The organism is Variovorax sp. P4_D9, assembly GCF_056401695.1.
Genome location: NZ_JBFUIU010000648.1, coordinates 1 through 5,075, shown reverse-complemented (window position 1 = coordinate 5,075; position 5,075 = coordinate 1). Strand labels below are relative to the sequence as shown.

Annotated in this window: 5 protein-coding genes and 2 pseudogenes; 1 reads left to right on the top strand and 6 read right to left on the bottom strand. The window is 66.3% G+C overall.

Annotated elements, in window-relative coordinates:
- Window positions 1–222, bottom strand: a pseudogene (locus tag AC1DY5_RS41545) (hypothetical protein); the annotation flags it as partial.
- Between the two features lie 197 nt (window positions 223–419).
- On the opposite strand from AC1DY5_RS41545, the gene AC1DY5_RS41540 reads away from it, so the two are divergent.
- Window positions 420–1,118 carry a FadR/GntR family transcriptional regulator gene (locus AC1DY5_RS41540; protein WP_478120271.1) on the top strand — a complete coding sequence of 233 codons (699 nt, stop codon included), beginning with the start codon at window positions 420–422 and terminating at the stop codon, window positions 1,116–1,118.
- Window positions 1,119–1,142: 24 nt separating this feature from the next.
- On the opposite strand, the gene AC1DY5_RS41535 is transcribed toward AC1DY5_RS41540, so the two are convergent.
- The 5 genes and pseudogenes from AC1DY5_RS41535 to AC1DY5_RS41515 all read right to left on the bottom strand — a co-directional run.
- A complete protein-coding gene (locus AC1DY5_RS41535) occupies window positions 1,143–2,855 on the bottom strand; it encodes a M30 family zinc metallopeptidase (protein WP_478120270.1) in 1,713 nt (570 codons plus the stop codon).
- Window positions 2,856–3,027: 172 nt separating this feature from the next.
- Window positions 3,028–3,213 carry a hypothetical protein gene (locus tag AC1DY5_RS41530; RefSeq protein WP_478120269.1) on the bottom strand — a complete coding sequence of 62 codons (186 nt, stop codon included), beginning with the start codon at window positions 3,211–3,213 and terminating at the stop codon, window positions 3,028–3,030.
- A gap of 296 nt (window positions 3,214–3,509) precedes the next feature.
- Window positions 3,510–4,051, bottom strand: a pseudogene (locus AC1DY5_RS41525) (hypothetical protein).
- A gap of 149 nt (window positions 4,052–4,200) precedes the next feature.
- Window positions 4,201–4,506 (bottom strand): hypothetical protein, encoded by a 306-nt coding sequence (locus AC1DY5_RS41520; RefSeq protein WP_478120268.1) that lies wholly within the window; start codon window positions 4,504–4,506, stop codon window positions 4,201–4,203.
- An 80-nt stretch (window positions 4,507–4,586) separates the two neighbouring features.
- A partial coding sequence (locus AC1DY5_RS41515; RefSeq protein WP_478120267.1) for a YbaN family protein occupies window positions 4,587–5,075 on the bottom strand: 489 nt, incomplete at its 5' end.

Below are 5,075 nucleotides of genomic sequence, written 5' to 3'. Positions count from 1 at the left end.
GACCTGGACCGAGATCGGCGACAGGAAGGCGACGTCGGCAAAGCTGGCTTCGCCGTCCTTGCGTTCATCGAGTTCCGCGGCCGTGATGCGGCGCTCTATGACGGCCTGGACCGGGTTCGGATGGCTGGACAGGCTGCCTCCGATGAATGCGACCTTGCCCTTGGCCTCGTCGACGAGCACCAAGCGCACCCGACCCTGATGAGAAACACGTCCGATTTTCATGACACTCCAATTGGTTCAACGAATCAACCCAATTTGATTCGATTGGTCGATTCTAGAACCAAATTATCGAACCACGGGCGCCTTCCACCTCCAAATTTCACTCTGACAACTGAAGGATCCATCTATCTGACAATTGGGCCTATTTGGTTTCTTCCGCGAGCTCTTTTGATATGATTCCGCCCATTCAAGGAACACCAATGGACAACGCTGCGGTATTGAGGGACGCGATTCTGGGCAAGCTCAAGTCCGGCGAATGGCGCCAGGGGCACCGGATCGACACCGAGCGTCGACTCAGCGAGTCATTCGGGGTCGGCCGCTCGACCGTGCGGCGCGTGCTGGCGCAACTCAAGGCGGCCGGCCTCATCACCCAGGTCGTCGGCAGCGGCACCTATGTCAGCGACGGCTTCGAGCCGGACCGACTGGGCGGCGGTTCTTCGGCCGGACCGGTCGCGCTGCCGACAGCCCTCCCGGCTGCGTCGGTCAGCCCGGCCGAGCTGATGGAGGCCCGGCTGGCCATCGAGCCCAGCATCGTCGAGATGATCATCCGCAACGCCTCGCAGAACGACTTCGCGAAGATGACGCACTGCTGCGACATGGCGGAGGCCGCGGACAGCATGGAAGCGTTCGAGGTCTGGGACGGGCAACTGCACGAAACCATTGCACTGGCCGCCCACAACTCCCTCGTCACCCACATCTTCCGGCTGATCAACGAGGCACGCGCCCAGGACGATTGGGGGGCGCTCAAGCGCCACAGCCTGTCGCCGGAGCGCCGCCTGTCCTATCAGGCCGAGCACCGCCGGATCGTGAGCGCACTAGCCGACCGCGACCTGCTGCGCGCGACGGCCCACACCCGCGACCATCTGCTCCACGTGCGGCGCAATCTGCTGGGCTCCTGAGCAGGCCCTGCCTTCTTCTGGCGTTCAGTTCACGACCACCGAGAGGGTGGTCCCTGCCGGCACGCGGACGGTCTCGGTATAGGTGCCCTTCAGGCCTGGACGCGCCACCGGGAAGCTGCCCAGCTTGTGCAGCATGTCCGGCACCGCCTGCGGCAGCGCGCGGTTGCCGCGACCCAGGCTCGAGGGGTCAATCGCGGGCAGGCTGAAGCCGCCTTCGCTGCGGGCCGGCATGCTGTACTCGGCGATGCCCGCACTCAGCGGGATCACGCCGGCGGCGGCGGAGGAGAAGCGGCGCAGCTCCTGGCCCAGGCTGGAGCCCGGCCGCTTCGCCTTGATGGCGTCGTCCAGGATCGCGGTCGAGTCCTCGATCCCCGCGCTGTTCAGCAGCGACTTGTAGAAGTCGAGGCCCAACTGCCGGTTCAGGAAGCCGCCGAACGAGCCAGTCAACGCATAGCTCTCGCAGCTCGCCCCCATCGGCGTCCACTCGGAGAGCGTACAGTTGTAGCTGCCCGAGCCGTTGTAGGCCAGGTAATACGGAAAGCGCGTATCGCGGATCGCGTTGTGGCTGGGGTCGATGTTGAAGCTGGCCCAGTCCTCCATCATCAGCGCCGACATTTCCTCCAGCCAGGTGTCGTAGCTGTACTGCGAGCCCATCTTCACGCCGCGGCGATAGAAGTTCTGCATGTGCAGGCCCTCGTGCGCCATCGCGGTGGCGATCTGCTTCACGCCCGCTTCGCCGTCCAGGTAGAGCGATTCGGAATCGAGGTAAAGGCTCAGCGATTCGTTGCTGTGGCTGAGCTCGCCGCTGCCCTTCTTGAAGTTGTTCAGGCCCCAGAAGTAGCCCATGAGGCCATAGGGCTTGCCGTTGGGTTCGAAATTGACGAAGAAAATGTCCACGGGCTGGCCGCTGCCCGCCACCATCTGGCTGAAGTCATGTTCGCCCCACAGCGGGCCGCCGATGCGCACCAGCATGTCGTAGATCCCGCCGGGCGCGGCAAACTTGTCTTCCACGCGCTGGGCGAGTTCGGTGCTGATCCGCGACGGGCCCAGTTCGCTGGCCTCGACCCACAGGTTGACCACGGTGCCATCACTGGCGGTTCGCTGGACCGCCAGCTTCACCGTGCGCTGCGAATGGTCGTGAAGGTAGATCTGGCGCTGGTCATCGACGGCAAAGGCCGGCGCTGGCGCCATCGACTTGGAGAGCGCGGGCTGCGTCTTCGATTGCGGATCGATCAGCAGTCCGAAGCCTGAACGATTGAAGTCGCCGATCGCGCGCTTCTGTGCTTCGACGCTGTCGATGCCGCTCCGGGCATCCGGCAGCATCGCCTTGCTCGACACCAGGCTGCGATCGACATTGGAGCGCAGCACGATGCCGGCCATCGCCTGGTCGACACCGCTCTCGTTGGTCAGCACGAACGTCACGGTCTGGCCATCGAGGCCGGTGACCGACAACGGAACATCGGCCGAGACCTGGGACTTGTTGACTCCCTGCCAGACTGCCGTGCCCGAACCCGAATAGCTGCTGACGTCGAACGCGCTGCAGGAACTGCAGGAGGTCGTGATCGCCGTGTCCGGCGGCTTCACTTGCGCGGGCGGCGCCGCCGCCGCAGGCACGGCCATGGCGCCGCCGCCCCCACCCCCGCCGCCGCCGCCGCCACCACAAGCCGACAAGCAAGTAGCGGCGGCCAACATGGCCGCCGCGCTCCAGGGCATTCCCACTCGTGATCTGCGGCGCATCTTCTTCTCTTCCTCGTTGCACGGTTCGGCGAGGTGAAAAGCGCCACCCCGCACAGCCCGAGGAATGCACGACGGATCGGCTTTCATGAATCGGGTTGCAAGTGGATATCGGCAGCAGCGGGGAAAATTTGCAGTGGGCCGAAAAAAGCTTATTTCATCGGGCCGCGCCAACTCACTGCAGGTTGCCCCAACGCGCCACCGCCGGCTCCGCCAGCGCCCACTTCCAGCCCTGCGCACCCCGGCACACCGTGGTCACGTAGTGGGTCTGCGCTTCGCCGGCGTGCTGGGCGTCGCTGTCGTCGACCGAGAACACGGCCTCCTTGCAGGCTGCCAGCGGGGTGGTGAACGCGCGCACCACCTTGACCTCGCCTTACAGTAAGCGTCCCAATAGGTCACGGGGTGGCGGACTTCCCAGGGCCGGCGTTGACCGACCTCCAAGTCGCCGACCAGGGCCGCGATGCGGGCCTGCTCCACCTGGCTCCATCGGCGCAGCATGGTCTGGATGGTCGTATCGATGCCCGCCTAGACGCCGATGCCGACGGGCGATGCCTGCGACCGCCCCCGTGATGCCACCAACCGCGCTGCAGCCCGAGAGGACCAGCGCACAGCCGAGCGCAGTTCCCAGGCGCAGCGCGGCGTGCCCGCCGACACGCGTCATTGCAGCCAGCCCCAGCGCTCGGTCGCCGGCTCGGCCTGGGCCCACGCCCAGCGACTGCCGTTGCGGCATATCGCGGCCACGTAGAACTCACTCGCCGGCAGCGGGTCGGCACCACTCTGCTCGACCGAAACGATGATCTCCTTGCAGTCGAGCTCGCCGGTGCTGATCACCCGGCTGACCGCCACGCGGCCGGCTTCCTCGGGCTCAAGCGGCAGTGAGAGCGAAGTCTTTCACGGCCTGACCTGACCGACCTTGAGCGGCCCGGCCACCTGTGCAATTTGCGTCTGCGCCTCGTTGTGAACCTTGCGGTCGAAGTACTGGACGCCCGCGCGCGCGGCCGACTGCAGCCCGATGCCGATGCCGGCGGCAATCCCGGCTTGTCGGTGACCGCATTCGCCAACGCCGCGCCCGCCATCCCCGCGCCGGCCGAGGCGCTCTCGGCGACGAGCGAGCCGCAACCGCTCAACGCCAGCCCAGCGGCAAGCGCAAGACAGCCGGCCAACCGGCGTTCCGTCGATTCCCGATTCGTTTTCTTCATGCCCCAGGGAGTCTAGGAACGGGCGGTGCAGGCGTCTGCCGGAAGGGTCCGCATCCGGGACGCGAAACAGAGCTTCCTTGAAGACGCCGCCGATGCATCTGCCCGCCGATGCGTGCGCAAGCTGAGCGCAGGTCCTCCGGGTGACGGATCTATATCCGCATGAACTCCGAGATCCGCTCGCCCACGATGCGGGCGCGGCTGCGGGTCGCCGCAGCCCGGCGACGCTCGACCACCGATTCGAGCGCCTGGGCTACCGTGTCCGCACGGCCCTCGTCCTCACCGGCGCGGCTGCGCCAGTTCTTGGCGACCTCGCTCAGCTCTTCGACGCTCAACGGCTCCGGCGGGTCATTGACCGTCCGGACAGCGCGTGGCGCCTGGGCCGCCCGGGTTGCGCGAAGAATGCCGAGCAGTCCCTTCGTGGACCACTGCAGTTGGGGGGAGCGGGTGGGTTGCATGTAAGGCATTATGACTAATAACACTTTTGGTAACAAGCCTCCAAATGGACTAAGCGCAATCCCGGCATTTTCCAGTGCTCTCAGGGCATTTTTGCAGCGTCGGCCGGCCGCTTCGGAGCCGTCTCACCTTGGGTCGGCAGCCGCCAGAGCCACGCCGCCACCGCTGCGCAGCACGCCGCCGGAACCCAGCACCAGGCTCGAGGCAACTGGAACGCGGCCACGACCGACCCCGCGGCCATCATCGCGATCGCCAGTTGCTTGGCACGCAGCGGCACGGCATGGTGCTGGCGCCAATCCAGGATCCAGGGCCCGAAGCGCGGGTGCTCGAGCAGCCAGCGCTCGCAGCGCGCACTGCCGCGCGAGAAGCAAAAGGCCGCCAGCAGCACGAACGGCACGGTGGGCAACAGCGGCAGGAAGATGCCGACGAGGCCGACCGCCAGGCTCAGCCCGCCGGCGGCCAGCCACAACGCCTTCAGCCAGCGGGCGCCATCGCCTCGCAGGCGAACCGGGTGCCGCCCCTCCCTGCCCTTTCGATCCTCTTCCACGCGCGTCCTTAGACATTGCTCGAT